Origin of the sequence: Tritonibacter scottomollicae (assembly GCF_032924845.1) — a bacterium.
Taxonomy (GTDB): Bacteria; Pseudomonadota; Alphaproteobacteria; order Rhodobacterales; family Rhodobacteraceae; genus Epibacterium; species Epibacterium scottomollicae.
Genome location: NZ_CP136704.1, coordinates 2,585,755 through 2,602,507, shown reverse-complemented (window position 1 = coordinate 2,602,507; position 16,753 = coordinate 2,585,755). Strand labels below are relative to the sequence as shown.

Below are 16,753 nucleotides of genomic sequence, written 5' to 3'. Positions count from 1 at the left end.
AGCCATGTCCCGTATCGACGACAGCAAGGACTTCATCCCGGTCCGTATTGCCATTCTCACCGTTTCCGACAGCCGCAGTCTTGACGAGGATCGCTCCGGTCAGGTGTTGGTGGACCGGCTGCAGGCGGCGGGTCACAGCCTTGCAGATCGCAAGATCCTGCCGGACGAGCGGGACGAGATCGCAGGCCAGCTGCGCGCTTGGTGTGCTGACCCGCAGATTGATGTGGTGATATCCACCGGCGGCACCGGGCTGACAGGGCGCGATGTGACCGTGGAGGCGCACCGTGATGTCTATGAGAAGGAAATCGATGCCTTTGGCACCGTGTTCACCATCGTGTCGATGCAGAAAATCGGCACCTCGGCGGTGCAAAGCCGTGCCACGGGGGGCGTCTCACAGGGCACCTATCTCTTTGCATTGCCCGGCAGCCCCGGCGCCTGCAAGGACGCCTGGGACGAGATCCTGCTCAAACAGCTCGATTTCCGTCACCGTCCCTGTAATTTCGTCGAAATAATGCCCAGGCTTGACGAACATTTGCGACGGAAGTGATCCGGTGGCACGTATAAAGACGTAGTATAGACAAACCGTGCTATGGTCGCATGTGGCTCCGTGACCTCAGGCCAAGGCGAACGGAAGAGGATTTTCTATGCGATTTCTGCGACATAGCGTGATGGGATTGTTCCTGCTCGGACTGGCGGCAGCGCTGGCGCTGTTCGCGGTGCAGATGATCACATCCGCCGTGCAGCAGAGCCTGTCCGAGGAACGCCGTGCACCGCCCGCGCGCGAGCGTGTTTTTGCGGTCAATGTGGTCACTGCGACATTGGGATCAGAACGTCCAGAGTTGGTGGGGTTTGGCCGTGTCGAAAGCCGCCGCACGCTGGAGCTGCGGTCGGCCGTGTCCGGTCGGGTGATCGGGCTGGCGGATGGGTTCCAAGACGGCGGCAGAGTGTCCGCAGGCGATATTCTGGTGGAGATCGACAAGGCGGATGCCCGTGCTGCGCTGGAGCGGGCCGAGGCGGACCGAATGGATGCACAGGCCGAAAGCCGAGATGCCGGGCGGGCCCTGGGCCTTGCGATGGACGAACTGGAAACAGCCCAGATGCAGGCGGAACTTCAGCAGCGCGCCTATCAGCGTCAGGTAGACCTGAAAACCCGTGGCGTCGGGACCGAAGCGCTGGTGGAGGCGGCGGAGCTGACCGCCACGCAGGCCCGCCAATCCGTGTTGACCCGCCGCCAAGCCGTCAGCCAGGCCGAGGCGCGGGTGGATCAGGCCCAGACGTTGGTGGCACGCGCACAGATTGCGCTCGACGAGGCGCAGCGCGATTTCGAGGACACCACCGTCACCGCGCCCTTCACCGGAACTCTGCAATCTGTGACGCTGGTGGAGGGCCGTCTGGTTTCCGCCAACGAGATCCTGGCACAGCTGGTGGATCCGGACCGGCTGGAGGTCGCCTTTCGCGTCTCCACCACCCAATACGCGCGGCTGCTGGATGACGCGGGCGGTCTGATCCCGGCGGAGGTCACGGTAACGCTGGACGCGGCAGGTGCGGGGATCAGTGCAGAAGGCACGCTGGCGCGCGCCAGCGGGGCCGTCGGGGATGGTCAGTCCGGGCGGTTGATCTATGCCCGGATGGACAAGGCCGCTGGTTTCAAACCCGGCGATTTTGTTACCGTCACCGTGCGCGAACCGGCCATTCCCGGTCTTGCACGTCTGCCCGCCTCTGCGATGGATTCACGCCGGACGGTGCTGGCGCTTGGCCCGGATGACCGGCTGGAAGAGCTGCAGGTGGAGCTGGTGCGCCGTCAGGGGGATGATATCCTCGTGCGGGGCGAGGGTCTTGCGGGCAGGCAGGTGGTGACCGGGCGCACGCCGCTCTTGGGCGCGGGCATCAAGGTGCGGCCACTGTCCCAGGGTGCCGACAATGCCGCAATCGCCGAGCCGACCCTGATCGAGTTGACCGAGGAACGCCGCGCCCGCCTGAAAGCCATGGTGACCGACAATGGCCGCATGCCCCGCGAGGTGAAAACCCGCATGCTGGCACAGCTCGACCAGTCCCGCGTCCCTGCGACGCTGGTGTCTCGCATCGAACAGAACAAGGGGGGCTGAGGCCCGGCCTTCGCCCCATTACATCGTCCCGCCCGCCGCGCTGAAGCTGCGGCGCGACAGCCACAGGTGAATTCTCATGGCGACGTCTCCGATCCAGAAGGCCAGCGGTATCCTGAGCTACTTCACCCGCCACCGCACGGCGGCGAACCTGCTGCTGATGCTGCTGCTGATCCTCGGCGCGGCGGCAATCCCCAACATGCGGGCACAATTCTTTCCCGATGTGATCGTCGAATCCGTCGATGTCAGCGTGGTCTGGGAGGGCGCCGGTCCCGAGGATGTGGACAGCGCCATCGTGCAGGTGCTGGAGCCAGCGCTACTGGCCGTCGACGGGGTGGAGGAGACGCAATCCTCCTCCCGCGAGGGGCGCGCGGTGATCGACATCGACTTCGAACCGGGCTGGGACATGGCCCGCGCCACCGATGACGTGCAGAATGCGGTCGATGCGGTCACCACCCTGCCCGAGGACGCCGAGGACCCGGAGGTTGAACGCGCAATCTGGCGTGACCGGGTCACCGATATTGTCATCACCGGCCCGGTTGGCGCGCAGCAACTGGGGCTTTTGGCGGACGAGCTGATCCTGCGGCTCTTTGAGGTGGGCGTCACCCGCACCACCATTCGTGGCGTGGCCGCGCCGCGCACCATCGTCGAGGTGCCGTCCAACCAGCTCATTGCCCATGACATCACCATGGCCGAGATTGCATCAGTGATCGCCGCCGAGGTGGAGATCAATCCGGCGGGCGAGGTTGAGGGCGCCAATGCCCGCGTGCGCACCGGCACCCAGAAACGCACGCCCGAGGAACTGGAGGCGGTGGTGCTGCGGTCCGAGGCGGACGGCTCGGCGCTGACCATTGGCGATGTGGCCTCTATCCGGGTTGAAGGCGTGGACCGTCAGCGCAGCTATTTTGTCGGCGAAAACCGCGCCATGTCGATCCGTGTGGACCGCTCTGACAAGGGCGACGCGATCAACATCCAGCGCCAGGTCGAGGAGGTGGTGGCCGACATGAACCTGTCGCTGCCGCAAGGGGTCGAGGTGTCCCTGATCCGCACCCGCGCCGAGGCGATCACCGGGCGGCTCGACATCCTCGTCGACAACGGGCTGATGGGGCTCGGGCTGGTGCTGATCCTGCTGTTCCTGTTTCTGAATGCGCGCATCGCCTTCTGGGTGGCGGCGGGTATTCCGGCGGCGATGTTTGCCGCCATTGCGCTGATGTATCTCGGCGGGCTGACGATCAACATGATCTCGCTCTTCGGTCTCATCATCACGCTGGGGATCGTGGTGGATGACGCCATCGTGGTGGGCGAACACGCCGATTTCCGCGCCCGCCGATTGGGCGAGCCGCCGATGGTCGCTGCGGAAAATGCCGCCCGGCGCATGGCAATGCCGGTGTTTGCCGCCACGCTGACCACCGTCATCGCGTTTTTCGGGCTGGTGTCGATCGGGGGGCGCTTTGGCGAGCTGATCGCCGACATTCCGTTCACCGTGATCGCGGTGCTGGCCGCGAGCCTGATGGAATGTTTCCTGATCCTGCCCCACCACATGGCCCACGCGCTGACCCACACGCAAGAGCAGCATTGGTACGACGCGCCGAACCGCGTGGTGAACCGAGGCTTTCGCTGGTGCCGCGACCGGCTGTTCCGCCCGCTGATGGTGGGGGTGGTGCGTGCCCGCTACGTGGTGGTTGCCGGGGCATTTGTCCTGCTGGCCAGCCAGATGGCGCTGTTTATCAAGGGCGATGTCACCTGGCGGTTCTTCAACGCGCCGGAACGCGCCTCTGTTTCGGGTAACTTCGCCATGGTCGAAGGGGCCACCCGCGCCGACACGCTGGCGCAAATGCGCGAGTTCCAGCGCGCGGTGGAGGAGCTTGGCGCCGAGTACGAGGAACGCCATGGCCGCAATCCGGTGGATTTTGTGATGGCGGAGGTCGGTGGCAACACCGGTCGCGGTCTTGCAGGCACCGACACCAAGGACCGTGACCTGTTGGGCGGCATTGCGATCGAACTGATCGACGCCGATCTGAGGCCCTATTCCAGCTTTGCCTTTGTGGGCGAGCTGCAGGAACGGGTGGTGCAACTGCCTCTGACCGAGGTGGTCTCCTTCCGCGGCTGGCGCTCCGGTCCCGGCGGCGATGCGCTCGATGTGCAGTTCTACGGCGCCGATGTCACCACGCTGAAGGCCGCTGCCGAGGATCTCAAGACCGCCATGACTCGCTATCCTGAGGTCTCGGCGGTGGAGGACAACCTCGCCTATGACAAGGAGGAGCTGGTGCTCGACCTGACCCCGCAGGGGCAGGCGCTGAACTTCACCATCGAAAGCCTCGGTCAGGCATTGCGGCGCCGTCTCAACGGGATCGAGGCCGCCACCTATCCCGACGGGCCGCGCTCCGCCCAAATCCGGGTGGAGCTGCCGGAGGGAGAGCTGACGGCGGATTTCCTCGGTCGCACCCAGATGCGCGCGCCCTCGGGCATCTACGTGCCTCTGGCCGATATCGTCACCGTCAGCCAGCGCACCGGGTTTTCGACCGTCAGGCGCGAAAACGGCGTGCGGCTGATCTCGGTGACGGGCGACATCTCCGAGGATGATCCGGTGCAGGCCGAGGCCATCATGACTGCTCTGGAAACCGAGATCCTGCCGAAGATCGCCGAGGAGCGGCAGGTCGAAACCCGTCTCTCCGGCCTCAGCGAACAGGAGGACGAGTTCCTCACCGATGCGCGCAACGGTTTCGTGCTTTGCATGGCAGGGATCTACCTGGTGCTGTGCTGGGTTTTCTCCAGCTGGACCCGGCCCGTGGTGGTGATGGCGATTATTCCCTTCGGCCTGGTCGGCACCATCTGGGGGCATCACCTGTGGGAGCTGCCGATGAGTATGTTCACGGTGGTGGGGCTGTTGGGCATGACCGGCATCATCATCAACGACTCGATCGTGCTGGTCTCCACCATCGACGAATACGCCACAGAACGCGGGCTGGTGCCCTCTATCATCGACGGCGCGGCGGACCGGCTGCGTCCCGTGATGCTCACCACCCTGACCACGGTTTTGGGGCTGGCTCCCCTGATGTACGAATCCTCGCAACAGGCGCAGTTCCTAAAGCCTACAGTGATCACGCTGGTCTATGGCCTCGGTTTTGGCATGTTCCTGGTGCTGCTGGTGGTGCCGGCATTGGTGGCGATCCAGGCGGATATCTCCCGCCCGATCCAGTCGCTGAAAAGGGCGCTGGCGGCGGGGGAACACGCCGGTGCGCGCCGTCTGCGGCTGCTGATGGGGCTGAGTGGCGCGGCGCATCTTGGCTGGCTGGCGGTGACGCTGGGCCAGACCATGGCCACCGGCATCCTGCCTGCAGCGTTCCGGCAGATGCTGCCGGACCTGGCCGATATGGACCCGGTCCGCGCGGCGCTCGTGCTCTGTCTGCTTGGTTTTGCGGTGCTGTCGTTCCTGACCTATGTGATCGGTGCGATGGGGGCGCTGCGCGGCTCCTGGCGCCAGCGCGCCTGAGCCAGCCGCGCCAGCTCCGCCACCCGGTCCAGAAGGTCGAGGCCAAGCGCCTCGATCCGCGCCACTGGCACCCAGCGGGCCTCCAGCGCGTCATCATCGGGCACCGGCTGGCCGGATACATAATGACACAGCGTTGCCACCAGGAAGTACTGCCCGCCAACCACACCATCCGCATCGCGTGGAATCACATCCAAGGTCATCAGCTGCGCGCCTGGCTCTGCGATCACGCCGGTTTCTTCCTGCAACTCTCGCGCCGCGGCTTCGGCGGCAGTCTCGCCCAGCTCCACATGGCCGCCGGGAAAGCCCCAGGTCCCTGCGTTTGGCGGGTTCCTACGCTTCACGAGGATCACGCAATCCTCCCCCTCTACATGCGCACAAACCACCCCAAGGGCACCAAGGATCGGGCGACGTGGCGGGGCTGTGGGGGAGGTGGTCATCTGGACGGGCCTTCTGTCGAGAATCTGTCGGAGCAGGGGGCGGCGGCGACATCGATGCGGCATGAATTCAGACGCTTAGCCTGATGTGCAGCCCCGGATGTCCACCGCATGAGATGTTCCCAGCACCGTAAAGCGCAGAGCGGAGCGGTCAACCGCAACCGGGCCGTCACGTGCAGGCAAAAGCTCTGCCTCAGCCACCAATTCAGATCCTTCGCGCCAGGATTTGGTTTCGGTGGCCACCAGGGCTGCGCCCCCGCCCTCGATCACGGCGTATTCTTCCGCGCCGGCGGAGGGCATGGAAATCCGGGCCGATACCTTCATGCCATAGGGGGTCGGCGACAGGTGGCAGGTGACACCGCGCACCCTTGCCTCGGACGCGGAGTATGGTCGGGCCGCCAGCGCAGCGGCAATCGCCGGGTGGCGACCGGCCGCAAGATCGGCACGGTGATCAAAGCGCAATTCGGAAGGAATGCAGACATCCTTGCACAGGCCCAGTTCCATGCGCCCCTTTAGACGGATCGGCTTGCCGGGGCTCTTGGGCGTGATCTCGATCGGCAGCACCAACTCGTCGTGATAGCCAATGGTGCGCATGCCCGAGGTCAGGAAAACCTCTGGCGTTGGCCATGTAATGCGCAGATCGGCGACGTTCCGGGAGCCTTGCCAGTGAAATTGGGGCGGAATGCCCGCATCGCCCGGCGCGCGCCAATAGGTCTTCCACCCGTCTTCAAGTCGCAGATGCAACGCACCGAGATAGCGCCCGTCCGCAGTCGGGCCGCCATCCAACACGTTGATCGTCGCCACATTGTCCCAGTTGTTGCCGGCCATCGATGGCACGGCACCAGAGGTCAAAGACGCCAGCGCCAGTGCGGCAGACGCCAGAAAAGATCGCAGATTTACACTCATGTCAAAGCTATCGCCGGAGGCTCCGTAAAAGCCAAGTCACATCCGGGCGAGGCTACCGTAATGTCACCGAAACGTGACAGGCGGCGGCGGCGAAGGGGGGCAGGGCGGAGGGTTGCAACTGCTGTTTCCGCGCGTCATGCTGGGTGCAAAGGCCGCGCGCCGCAACAGAGGCAGTCATATGGAACTGACAGGTAAGTTGCTGATCGCAATGCCGGGAATCGGCGATCCCCGGTTTGACAACTCGGTGGTATTGCTGTGTTCGCACGGGGATGAGGGGGCAATGGGCTTGATCATCAACAAGCTCGCCCCGGGTGTTGTTCTGAAATCGCTGTTTGACCAGTTGGAGATAGAGACGCGGCCCGCCGCAGGACACACGCCGGTCTATTTCGGCGGCCCGGTGGAAACCCAGCGCGGGTTCGTGCTGCATTCCGATGAATACATTTCCACCGTGAATTCGCTCCCGATCAAACCGGGGGTCTCGATGACCGCCACACTGGATGTGCTGGAGGAAATCGCCGAGGGGCGCGGCCCGGAGCAATATCTGGTGATGCTTGGTTATGCCGGTTGGGGGCCAGGGCAGCTGGAAGACGAGATTGCCCAGAACGGCTGGCTCACCGCAGATGCGCAGCCGGAGATGATCTTCTCCGACACCGCCGATGACAAATGGGAGGCGGCCCTGGCCAGTATCGGCGTGACGCCGCTGAACCTGTCGATGGACGCGGGGCACGCCTGAGCAGGCCCTGACGCAAGACGGTAAATCTGAGGCGCCCGACAAGGCCGGGGCGCTCCCGCCCGTCGCATCTGCATTGAAAATGCAGACACTCCCGTTGGGCCGGGCGCCGCTGGCGCGGCGCGGGAGCCATCCTCCCCTTCATCTTTTCAGAAATATCTCGGAGCGCGAGGCAGAGCCTCGCATCAAAGAGCGGTTCCAGGTGCAACCCTACCGTGGGGCCGCCGCCCGTCGCAGCCGGTCGTTGATCGCGACGCCCAGGCCAACCTCTGGCACCGGTGCCACGGCGATCGGCATGCCCCGCGCATCCAGCGCATGCAGGTGACCAAACAGGTTTGCAGCCGCCTCCGCAAGATCTCCATGTTCAGAAAGGTTGAGGTCAAAAATGCCGCGCCCAAAGCCCAGGGAGACCTCGCCCGGGTCATACTCCGTCGCGTTCAGTCGCACGCTGGCATTCGGGGCATAATGCGACAGCAACTGTCCCGGTGCGGTCAGCGGGTCCATTGCATCGCGATCCGCGACGGGGTGGCCGAGCACCGACCTGATGTCCTCCGCCGCCAGACCACCGGGGCGCAGCAGCACCGGCATATCGCCCGCCAGCCCAAGGATGGTGGATTCCACGCCGACAGCGCAGGGTCCATCATCCAGGATCGCGGCGATCTTGCCGCCCAGGCCGACCCGCACATGTTCGGCAGTGGTTGGACTGATCCGACCCGACGGATTGGCCGAAGGTGCGGCCACCGGACCATCCACTGCGGCCAGCAAGTCGCGTGCGCAGGCTTTGGCCGGCACCCGCACTGCCAGAGTCTGAAGCCCGGCAGTCACTAGCGGTGACACGTCATGGCCCTCCCGCAGAGGCAGCACCAGCGTCAGCGGACCGGGCCAGAAGGCCGCCGCCATCGCCTCGGCCCAATCATTCCATTGCACCAGCTTCTGCGCCGCGGCCACATCTGCCACATGGGCGATCAGCGGATTGAACGAGGGGCGCCCCTTGGTGGCATAGATCGCCGCCACGGCCGCGCCATTGCGCGCATCGGCGCCAAGCCCGTAGACCGTCTCTGTCGGAAACGCCACCAGCTGACCGGCCCGCAGCAGTGCGGCGGCGTGATCAATGCCCGCACGCGAGGGCGTCAGCGCCTCGGTCTCTATTCTGGTCTCGCTCATCGGTGCATGTCCCGGCGTCATATTCCGTTTGGTCGCTCCGTCACATGGCTCCTGACGCGGCGTTCTGATTGCGCGGACACCGGAGCTGTTTACCTAAATGACCAAGGCACAGTAGATAACGGGTAGCGGACCGGATGCCAAGGTACTCCGCACCCCGTCGATGTGCTCCGTATGAGACGCCCGCCCGATCACAAGAGGTCCCGCCCGATGAGCTACCGCGCCCCCGTTTCCGAATATCAGTTCCTGCTGCAGGATATCCTCGGTTACCAACAGATCACCGCCACCGACCGGTTTGCCGAGGCAGATTCCGATGTGGCCAGCGCCATCCTGACCGAAGCGGGCAAGATGTGTGACGAGGTGCTGGGCCCTTTGCAGCGCAACGGCGATCTGGAACCGGCGCGGTTGGAAAACGGGGTGTTGCGGACCTCCTCCGGGTTTGGTGACGGCTACAAGGCCATTGCGAGTGGCGGCTGGGTCGGCATGAGCGCAGACCCCGAGTATGGTGGCATGGGGCTGCCGATGTCGCTGACCACCGCCGTCAACGAGATGATGTCCGGCGCCTGCCTGTCGCTGCAACTGGCGCCCCTGATGAGCCAGGGCCAGATCGAGGCGCTGGAACATCACGCCTCGGACGCGATGAAAGATGTCTATCTGCCCAAGCTGATTTCCGGCGAATGGACCGGAACCATGAACCTCACGGAGCCGCAGGCAGGATCTGATGTGGGCGCGCTCTCGTCTAAGGCAGAGCCGAACGGTGACGGCACCTATGCGGTCAGCGGTCAGAAGATCTATATCTCTTGGGGTGACAACGACTTTGCCGAAAACGTCTGCCATCTGGTGCTGGCGCGATTGCCGGACGGGGTGGCGGGCACCAAGGGGATCTCGCTGTTCCTGGTGCCCAAGTACATTCCGGACGAGAACGGCAATCCCGGCAAGGCGAATGACCTCAAGGTGGTCAGCCTTGAGCACAAGATGGGCCTGCACGGCTCTCCCACCTGCGTGATGCAATATGATGGCGCCACCGGCTGGCTAGTGGGCAAGGAACACGGTGGCATGGCGGCGATGTTCACCATGATGAACAATGCCCGCCTTGGTGTGGGCGGGCAGGGCGTCGGCGTCGCCGAAGGGGCCTATCAGCACGCGCTGACTTATGCGCTGGACCGTAAACAGGGCAAGACGCCGGTCGAGGGCGGAACAGGTACCATTGTCGACCACGCCGATGTGCGTCGGATGCTGATGGAGATGAAGGCGGATGTTTATGCGTCGCGTGCCATCATGCTGGCCTGCGCCGGTGCCATCGACATGGGCACTGCAACCGGCGAGGCGGAGTGGAAGACCCGCGCCGCGTTCCTGACGCCGATCGCCAAGGCCTTTGGCACGGAAACCGGCATCCGTGTGGCAGAACAGGGCGTGCAGGTGCATGGCGGCATGGGGTTCATCGAGGAAACCGGTGCCGCGCAGTTCTACCGCGACGTCCGCGTGACGGCGATCTACGAGGGCACCAATGGTATTCAGGCCATGGATCTGGTGGCACGCAAGATGATGGACGGCGGCGAGATGGCGCATCGGCTGATCGACGAGATCGAGGAACAGGCCGAACGGGCCCGCCCCACCCATCCCAATATGGCCGAGGCGGTCTGGCAGGCCTGCGAAACCCTGCGCGAAGCCACCGAATGGCTGGTCGAGGCGGACATGCAGGATCGCTTCGCCGGAGCAGTGCCCTATCTGATGGCCTTCGCGCGGGTTCTGGGCGGCCACTACCACCTGGCCGCAGCCCTCGCCGACAAGGGCGGCGCGCGCGAGAAACTGGCGCGTTTCTACATCAAGCGGATGCTGCCCCAGCACGCGGCCTATCTGGTGCATGCGCAAGAGGGCGCGGCAGGCGCCTTTGCCCTCACCGCCGAAGAACTGGCGGGCTGAGTCAATGGCCTCTGTTCCCGAAGTCGCCCCGCGCACGCCCTGGCAAGAACCGCCCGCAAAGGGAGAGGCCATCGAGGTCGCCGAAGGTGTCCTGTGGATGCGCTTGCCGCTGCCGATGAAGCTCGACCACGTCAATGTTTATGCGCTGGATGAGGGCGATCATTGGACCGTGGTGGACACCGGCATGTCGTCAAAAACGACCCGCCGCATCTGGGAACAGCTGATGGCCGGGCCCTTGGGCGGCAAGCCGGTAGGGCGCGTGGTGGTGACCCATCATCACCCCGACCACATCGGCAATGCGGGCTGGTTCCAGTCCGAACATGGCGCGGAACTGGTGACCACCCGCACCGCCTGGCTGTTTGCGCGCATGCTGACGCTCGATGTGCAGGAGGAATGGCCCGAGGAGACTCTGGCCTATTACCGCAGCGCCGGCATGGACCCGGACACCTACGCCACGCGCAAGGCAGAACGGCCCTTCAACTTCTCCGACACGGTCTACCCGATGCCGCTGGGCTTCACCCGGGTGCAGCAGGGCGATGTGTTCCGCATGGGCGGGCGCGACTGGGACGTGCATATGGGCAATGGCCACGCGCCGGAGCACGCAACATTCTGGAGCCGGGACGACAATCTGGTGCTGACTGGCGATCAGGTGCTGTCGTCCATCAGCCCCAACATTGGCGTCTATGCGACTGAGCCCGAGGCCGATCCGCTGGCCGAATGGCTGGAAGCCTGCGAGCGGCTGGCGGCGCTGGCCCGTCCCGACCATCTGGCGCTGGGCGGTCACAAGCTGCCCTTCACCCGACTGCCACTGCGGATGCGCCAGCTCATCGACAACCATCATGGTGCGCTGGAGCGACTGCTCGACCACCTCGATACCCCCAAAAGCGCCGCGGAGTGTTTCCCACCCCTGTTCAAGCGCAAGATCGGCCCCGGCGAATACGGCCTCGCGCTGGTGGAGGCGGTGGCCCATGTCAATCACCTCTACCGCACCGGCCAGGTCTCGCGCACGCGGCGCGATGATGAGGCTTGGGTTTACCAACGGCGTTAAGCCTGCCACCTTGGTTGAAACTTTGACGACCCGGGGATTTTCCAATGGATGACAAGATTTCAACCAGCGCCGAAGTGGCAGAGGCGGCGGCGCTGCCCTGCCATCGCGAGGTTCACACCGATCCGGATGCGCCTGAAGCGCTGAAGGATGTCCCCGCACCTATGCAGAAGGTGCCGTCGCCGGAGCAGAAGAGCCCGGCGCGTTGGGCCTATGAACGCATGATCCTTTATATCCAGAACTTCGAAAAGACGCTGGATGGCGAACACGAGGTCGCCATGGGCTTTGCCGGCGGTGATGCCGGCGTGCTGCGGATCGAAGGCATGGGGTATTTCGACCCGGACATCGTGACCTTTTACGGCAGCGATTCGCGGGGGGCCAAAACGCAGTTGGTGCAGCATGTGAGCCAGCTCAACGTGATCTTGCGGGCAATGCCCAAACCCAAACCGGAAGAGCCAGCCAAACGCATTGGCTTCCGTCTGGTGGCAGAACTGGAAGATGTGGCCTGACAACCGTTCCCAATGAGGTGCCACGAGACAAGGCATGCTCAAACGGCTCTGCTTTGTTGCGCATCGCGCGACGGGGCAGGGTCCGTTGCCGGCGGATGAGCGGCACCTGAACGAGAATTTGAAAAGCCTTGTCATGCCTATGGCCCGTTGCAGCCCCATTGCGTCTGTGGCGCGATAGGGGTGGTGACAGCGGTTTGGAAATCCAGTATCACCAGCTTCAAGTGAACAGATGCGAACAGGATCTCGAGAAATGGCTGAACACAAGCACGGCAGCATGGACTATAGCGTTCAGGAAAAAACCTATGCGGGTTTCATGACCTTTGTGACCCGCGTTACCATCGCTTTGGTGGTCTTTGCGCTGTTCCTGGCAGTTTTCGCCACCTGACCCGATCCATAGCACCGGAGCTTAGCTGCATGCGGACGCCTATCCTGATTCTTGCGCTCTGCGCAGCTCTCGCGGGGTGCGCGGCACCTCAGCGCCCGGATGCTGACCCGGACACAATTGCGCGCGTCGCCTATCGTGACGCGGGCAACCCGTCGATGTCGCTGGTCACGGTGGTCAACAACCGGACCGGGCAGGGCGGGCATACGGCGCTTATGGTCAATGCCTCCGAGCGGGTGATCTTTGATCCGGCCGGATCGTTTTATGCCGATGTGGTGCCGGAGCGTCAGGACGTGCTCTACGGTATCTCGCCGAGTGTCTTTCGGGCCTACCGCAGCGCCCACGCGCGCTCGACCTTCCATGTCGTTACACAGACTGTCGAGCTGACGCCGGCGCAGGCCCAGACGGCCTATCAGTTGGTCACCACCAACGGGCGGGTGCCGGGGGCCTTCTGTGCCAATGCAACCTCTTCCATTCTGCGACAAATTCCGGGTTTCGAGGGCATCGACGTGACCTATTATCCGGTCAAGCTGCAGGAACAGTTTGCACAGGTGCCCGGCGTGGTGACGGACAAATACTACGAAGATGACAGTGATGATCTGCAATCCGGCCTTGCGGCGGGGAATGTCACCTTGAATGCCGAAGCGGACTCGTGACGCATCTGACCTCGCAGGCCTCAGGGCGGGCGTTGATCTGAGAGACCTGATTTTGTGATCCGGGCGCTGGCAACAGCGCCCTTTTCTATTGGCCGCGCGCTGATTTGAATGCCAGTCACTGAAATTAGCGTGACCGCAGAGGTTGGCCCAACCGTTTAGCCAAACAGATACATCAGCGACCAGAGGCTGCAGGCACCGGTGATCATGGCGAGCAGCACGTTCTTGGAAAACACGGCGACTGCAAAGGTCAGGGCCGCAGCGGCAAAGTGGATAAGGCTCGGTTCGCCATCCGTGGGCGCAGGCCAGACCACCAGCGGCGCTACCAGCGCGGGAATGATTGCAACGGCTGTATAGCGCAGGTGGCGCATCAGCCAGTCCGGCATCGCCTTGTTGCCCACCAAGCCGATGAAGGCAAATCGCAGCGCGTAAGAGCCAATCGCCAGCCCGACGATCACGATCCAGAGTGTGCTGCGGTCAAATGTCATCTCTGTGCCGTTCATCCTTCGGCCTCCTCCGTGCGTGCCGTGCGACGCTCAAACCACAGCTCGGCCTGCGCACCCGCCATCATGCCTGCCAGCCCTGCGATGATCAGGCCCAGATTATAGGGCATCAGGGCTGCCGGAAGTGAAACCGCGCAGGCGGTGAAACAGGCCACTACATGAGCTGGCGTGCGCAGCATCGGGCCGATCATCGCAAGGAAGGCGATCGGCAGGACAAAATCCAGTCCCAGGCTGTCGGGGATCGACGCGCCAACCAGCGCGCCGGTGATGGTGGCCGCCATCCAGGCGGGGGCCACCAGCCCGTTGGTGCCAAAGAAATAGGCCATGCGCTCGGATACGCCCCAGTCCGCGCGACGCTCGAATTCGATCATCGACAGCGCATAGGCCTGATCCACCGTAAGATAGGCCGCACAAGCGCGTTGCCACAGTGGAGCGCCACCCAGATATGGCGTCAGCGAGGCCGAATACATTGCCACCCGAAGATTGACCGCGAGTGCAGAGACCAGCACGATCAGGGTCGGAGTCTGTTCCTGCATCAGTTGCAATGCGGTAAACTGCGCCGATCCGGCAAACACCGCCAACGAGAAAGACGTGGCCTCAAGCACGTTCAGGCCTGCCTCGGCGGCAAGGACGCCAAACAGCAGTCCAAAAGGCCCGGAGACCAGAACAAAGGGCGCGCTGTCGCGCATGCCCTTCCAGAAGGCGGATTTCACGGTGGAGATTGTCATGGCCGGGCCTTAGGTTACGTGACACATGGCTACGAGGGTTGGAGGAACTTGGCAATTGTCAAAGCTGCAAAAAAAGTCTGGGTACCTGATCGCCCCCGCTCCCGGCAACCCGCGGCTGACCCGTGCGGTGACCGGTACCGATCATCTGGGACAGCAAACCGAGATCGCGGTGGTCGAGGAGCGCCCGCTCACGATCTACCTCAATCGTCAGGAAATCGTCACCGCAATGACGATCGGTGACTACCCGGGGTATCTGGCGCTTGGGTTCCTGAAAAATCAGGGCATGCTGTTGCCTGACGATGTGGTGACCCGTGTCGATTACGACGAAGAAGTCGAAACCGTGGTCGTACGCACCGAGATCGAGACCTCGCATGAGGAAAAGCTGCAGAAGAAGACTCGCACCTCCGGCTGCGCCGTGGGCACGGTCTTTGGTGACATGATGGCGGGACTTGAGAACGTGAGCCTGCCCGCGACCCCGGTCAAGACCTCCTGGCTTTATGCGCTGGCGCATGAGATCAACCGTACGCCCTCGCTCTATCTGGAGGCGGGGGCCATTCATGGCACAGTGCTGTGCCATCAGGATCGTCCGCTGGTTTATATGGAGGACGTGGGCCGCCACAACGCGGTGGACAAGATCGCCGGCTGGATGCTCTCCGAACGCGTCGAGGCGGCGGACAAGATCCTCTATACCACCGGGCGGCTGACCTCGGAAATGGTGATCAAGACCGCGATGATGGGCATTCCGGTTCTGGCCTCGCGCTCAGGCTTTACCGCCTGGGGCGTGGAGATCGCGCGGCAGGTTGGATTGACACTGATCGGCCGCATGCGCGGACAGAGGTTTGTCTGTCTGGCAGGTGAGGAGCGGCTGCTGCGGGATGTGGACCCAAAGGCAATGCCGGAAGAAGAGCGCAAACATCGCAGGAAAAGCGCGCAATGAACGGGGCGGGCAGGGGCGCACCTCGGGGCCATCGAGGCCCACTCGGCGCGCGTCGCGGCGATACCGCTCTGGGCGCACGCCGCAAGGGAGACATGACATGACCCAACCTCTCGGTGTGATCCTCGCCGGTGGCCTCGCCACGCGGATGGGCGGGGGCGACAAGGGCCTGTTGCGCCTTGGCGGGCAAAACCTGATGTCGCGTGTGATCGACCGGCTGTCGCCGCAGGTCTCCGGGCTGGCGCTGAACGCCAATGGCGATGCGGCGCGGTTTGCGGATCTGGGCCTGCCGGTGATTGCCGACAGTATCGAAGGTTTTGCCGGACCCTTGGCGGGGGTGCTTGCTGGCCTCGATTGGGCGGCGGAGGAGGGCGCGGATGAGATTGTCACAGCTGCAGCCGACACGCCGTTCTTTCCCACCGATCTGGTGGCGCGGCTGGATGCGGCCTCAGACGGGCAGGCGCATCCGCTGGTGCTTGCCACCACACCCAAGAGCGGCGCGGAGGTGTTGAAGTCCGGTGGCAAGAGCCGTGTGAACCGCCACCCGACCTTTGGCCTCTGGCCGGTGGCCTTGCGTGATGATCTGCGTGCGGCGCTGCAGGGCGGCCTGCGCAAGGTGGTTTTGTGGACCGATCAGCACAATGGCCGCGAGGCGTTGTTCGAGGCGGAGCCGTTCGATCCCTTCTTCAACGTCAACACGCCGGAGGATCTGGCTCAGGCCGAAAATCTGGCTCAGACAGGGGCGCGGTTGTGATGAAACTCTACGGTGTCACCGGCTGGAAGAACAACGGCAAGACCGGCTTGATGGAGCGGTTGGTGGCGGAGTTCACGGCGCGCGGCCTGACGGTTTCCACCCTCAAACATGCCCATCACGCCACGGATGTAGACCAGCCGGGCACCGACAGCTTTCGCCATCGCACGGCAGGCGCGGCGGAGGTGGTGCTGGCCTCGCCGAACCGCGTTGCCATCATGCAGGAGCTGCGCGGCGCGGCTGAGCCGTCGCTGACCGAGTTGCTGGCCCGCATGCGCCCGGTGGATCTGATCCTGATCGAAGGCTTCAAACGCGAGCCCCACCCGAAGATCGAGGCGCATCGCACCGAGGCTGGAAAGCCGCTGATTGCGCCTGATGATTCTACCATCCGCGCGGTGGCTTCTGACACGCCGCTGACGCTGGATCGCCCGGTGTTTGATCTGGACGACACCGAGGGGGTTGCCGATTTCATCGCTGTGGAGCTGGGCCTCTGACACCC

The 16,753-nt window shown here is 63.9% G+C and carries 17 protein-coding genes; 12 read left to right on the top strand and 5 right to left on the bottom strand.

Features of this window, described 5'->3' with window-relative positions; translation table 11 throughout:
- The first annotated feature begins 4 nt into the window (after window positions 1-4).
- The 3 genes from moaB to R1T40_RS12985 all read left to right on the top strand — a co-directional run bounded on the left by moaB (window position 5) and on the right by R1T40_RS12985 (window position 5,595).
- On the top strand, window positions 5-547 hold the full coding sequence (gene moaB / locus R1T40_RS12995) for a molybdenum cofactor biosynthesis protein B (RefSeq protein WP_317384421.1): 543 nt from the start codon (window positions 5-7) through the stop codon (window positions 545-547).
- Window positions 548-644: 97 nt separating this feature from the next.
- A complete protein-coding gene (locus R1T40_RS12990) occupies window positions 645-2,105 on the top strand; it encodes an efflux RND transporter periplasmic adaptor subunit (protein WP_317384420.1) in 1,461 nt (486 codons plus the stop codon).
- Between the two features lie 76 nt (window positions 2,106-2,181).
- Window positions 2,182-5,595 (top strand): efflux RND transporter permease subunit, encoded by a 3,414-nt coding sequence (locus tag R1T40_RS12985; RefSeq protein ID WP_317384419.1) that lies wholly within the window; start codon window positions 2,182-2,184, stop codon window positions 5,593-5,595.
- Here the strand turns inward: R1T40_RS12985 and R1T40_RS12980 are convergent.
- Both R1T40_RS12980 and R1T40_RS12975 read right to left on the bottom strand, forming a co-directional pair.
- On the bottom strand, window positions 5,541-6,032 hold the full coding sequence (locus tag R1T40_RS12980) for an NUDIX hydrolase (protein ID WP_317384418.1): 492 nt from the start codon (window positions 6,030-6,032) through the stop codon (window positions 5,541-5,543). The genes R1T40_RS12985 and R1T40_RS12980 overlap by 55 nt on opposite strands.
- A 75-nt stretch (window positions 6,033-6,107) precedes the next feature.
- Entirely contained in the window at window positions 6,108-6,935 is an 828-nt protein-coding gene (locus tag R1T40_RS12975) for a protein-disulfide reductase DsbD domain-containing protein (protein ID WP_106161619.1), read from the bottom strand.
- A gap of 178 nt (window positions 6,936-7,113) precedes the next feature.
- On the opposite strand from R1T40_RS12975, the gene R1T40_RS12970 reads away from it, so the two are divergent.
- On the top strand, window positions 7,114-7,668 hold the full coding sequence (locus tag R1T40_RS12970) for a YqgE/AlgH family protein (RefSeq protein ID WP_317384417.1): 555 nt from the start codon (window positions 7,114-7,116) through the stop codon (window positions 7,666-7,668).
- 207 nt (window positions 7,669-7,875) lie between these two features.
- Here R1T40_RS12970 and R1T40_RS12965 read toward each other — a convergent pair whose 3' ends face one another.
- Window positions 7,876-8,829: an L-threonylcarbamoyladenylate synthase gene (locus tag R1T40_RS12965; RefSeq protein WP_317384416.1), complete on the bottom strand. Its 954-nt coding sequence runs from the start codon at window positions 8,827-8,829 to the stop codon at window positions 7,876-7,878.
- A gap of 207 nt (window positions 8,830-9,036) precedes the next feature.
- Between R1T40_RS12965 and R1T40_RS12960 the strand changes: the two genes are divergently transcribed.
- From R1T40_RS12960 to R1T40_RS12940, 5 genes are all read left to right on the top strand, one after another.
- Entirely contained in the window at window positions 9,037-10,749 is a 1,713-nt protein-coding gene (locus R1T40_RS12960) for an acyl-CoA dehydrogenase (RefSeq protein WP_317384415.1), read from the top strand.
- A 4-nt stretch (window positions 10,750-10,753) separates the two neighbouring features.
- On the top strand, window positions 10,754-11,797 hold the full coding sequence (locus R1T40_RS12955) for an MBL fold metallo-hydrolase (protein ID WP_106161623.1): 1,044 nt from the start codon (window positions 10,754-10,756) through the stop codon (window positions 11,795-11,797).
- Between the two features lie 44 nt (window positions 11,798-11,841).
- Window positions 11,842-12,303: a DUF6173 family protein gene (locus tag R1T40_RS12950; protein WP_317384414.1), complete on the top strand. Its 462-nt coding sequence runs from the start codon at window positions 11,842-11,844 to the stop codon at window positions 12,301-12,303.
- 250 nt (window positions 12,304-12,553) lie between these two features.
- Window positions 12,554-12,688, top strand: coding sequence for an aa3-type cytochrome c oxidase subunit IV (locus tag R1T40_RS12945; protein WP_106161627.1), 135 nt, complete (start codon window positions 12,554-12,556; stop codon window positions 12,686-12,688).
- 29 nt (window positions 12,689-12,717) lie between these two features.
- Complete coding sequence (locus tag R1T40_RS12940; protein WP_106161629.1) at window positions 12,718-13,341, top strand: hypothetical protein; 624 nt, start codon at window positions 12,718-12,720, stop codon at window positions 13,339-13,341.
- A gap of 155 nt (window positions 13,342-13,496) precedes the next feature.
- Here R1T40_RS12940 and R1T40_RS12935 read toward each other — a convergent pair whose 3' ends face one another.
- Entirely contained in the window at window positions 13,497-13,841 is a 345-nt protein-coding gene (locus R1T40_RS12935) for an AzlD domain-containing protein (RefSeq protein WP_317384413.1), read from the bottom strand.
- Window positions 13,838-14,569, bottom strand: coding sequence for an AzlC family ABC transporter permease (locus tag R1T40_RS12930; RefSeq protein WP_106161633.1), 732 nt, complete (start codon window positions 14,567-14,569; stop codon window positions 13,838-13,840). Before R1T40_RS12930 ends, R1T40_RS12935 begins: the two co-directional genes overlap by 4 nt.
- Window positions 14,570-14,594: 25 nt before the next feature.
- On the opposite strand from R1T40_RS12930, the gene R1T40_RS12925 reads away from it, so the two are divergent.
- The 3 genes from R1T40_RS12925 to mobB all read left to right on the top strand — a co-directional run bounded on the left by R1T40_RS12925 (window position 14,595) and on the right by mobB (window position 16,748).
- Complete coding sequence (locus R1T40_RS12925; RefSeq protein ID WP_394804991.1) at window positions 14,595-15,506, top strand: formate dehydrogenase accessory sulfurtransferase FdhD; 912 nt, start codon at window positions 14,595-14,597, stop codon at window positions 15,504-15,506.
- Window positions 15,507-15,603: 97 nt separating this feature from the next.
- On the top strand, window positions 15,604-16,257 hold the full coding sequence (gene mobA, locus R1T40_RS12920) for a molybdenum cofactor guanylyltransferase MobA (RefSeq protein ID WP_317384411.1): 654 nt from the start codon (window positions 15,604-15,606) through the stop codon (window positions 16,255-16,257).
- Window positions 16,257-16,748 (top strand): molybdopterin-guanine dinucleotide biosynthesis protein B, encoded by a 492-nt coding sequence (mobB, locus tag R1T40_RS12915; RefSeq protein ID WP_317384410.1) that lies wholly within the window; start codon window positions 16,257-16,259, stop codon window positions 16,746-16,748. Before mobA ends, mobB begins: the two co-directional genes overlap by 1 nt.
- Window positions 16,749-16,753 lie beyond the last annotated feature (5 nt).